This window comes from Haloferax sp. Atlit-6N (assembly GCF_003383195.1).
Lineage (GTDB): Archaea > Halobacteriota > Halobacteria > Halobacteriales > Haloferacaceae > Haloferax > Haloferax gibbonsii.
In genome coordinates this window covers 1-496 of record NZ_QEQJ01000224.1, presented here as the reverse complement: position 1 = coordinate 496, position 496 = coordinate 1, and the positions used below count along the sequence as shown (strand labels likewise).

Sequence of the window (496 nt, the reverse complement as noted above, 5' to 3'; positions counted from 1 at the left end):
CCCAAGAATATCTGCAGGGAGAATATCTGGAGTCATCTGGATCCGGTTGTAGGACAACCCAGTAGCACGGGCAAACAGATTTGCCATCGTCGTTTTTGCGACACCGGGGACTCCCTCTAGAAGGATATGTCCGCGGGTCAGCACTGCGATTGTAAGATTCTCTATAACATCCTCATTACCGATAAGTACTTTCCCAACCTCATCTCGGATTGAGTCGTAGACATCCCCCGGATCACTCATTATCGTCATTGTGTGAATCCCGCGATAAAATCCCTGCTGTTATGCGAGTAACACGGTCGGCATCCCAATCCGGATGCTGATTAAAAAGCCATACACGGAGTGCGTCATTATCTACCGGTGTGGGGTCTTCGGTTGCTTCCGAACCAGATACGCACTGATCAATTAAGTGACGGCGGTTTCTAGCCTCGGAAACCGCAAAGACCGCTACAATGCCACCAATACCAACCAGTGCCTGGAGCAGTGGTGTATCCTGCAG

1 protein-coding gene and 1 pseudogene are annotated in these 496 nt (G+C 50.4%); both read right to left on the bottom strand.

The annotated features are described in order from the left end of the window. A partial coding sequence (locus DEQ92_RS22065) for a MoxR family ATPase (protein ID WP_147299581.1) occupies positions 1-240 on the bottom strand: 240 nt, incomplete at its 3' end. Further along, a pseudogene (locus DEQ92_RS24280) lies at positions 233-496 on the bottom strand (hypothetical protein); the annotation flags it as partial. The pseudogene DEQ92_RS24280 and the gene DEQ92_RS22065, both read right to left, overlap by 8 nt.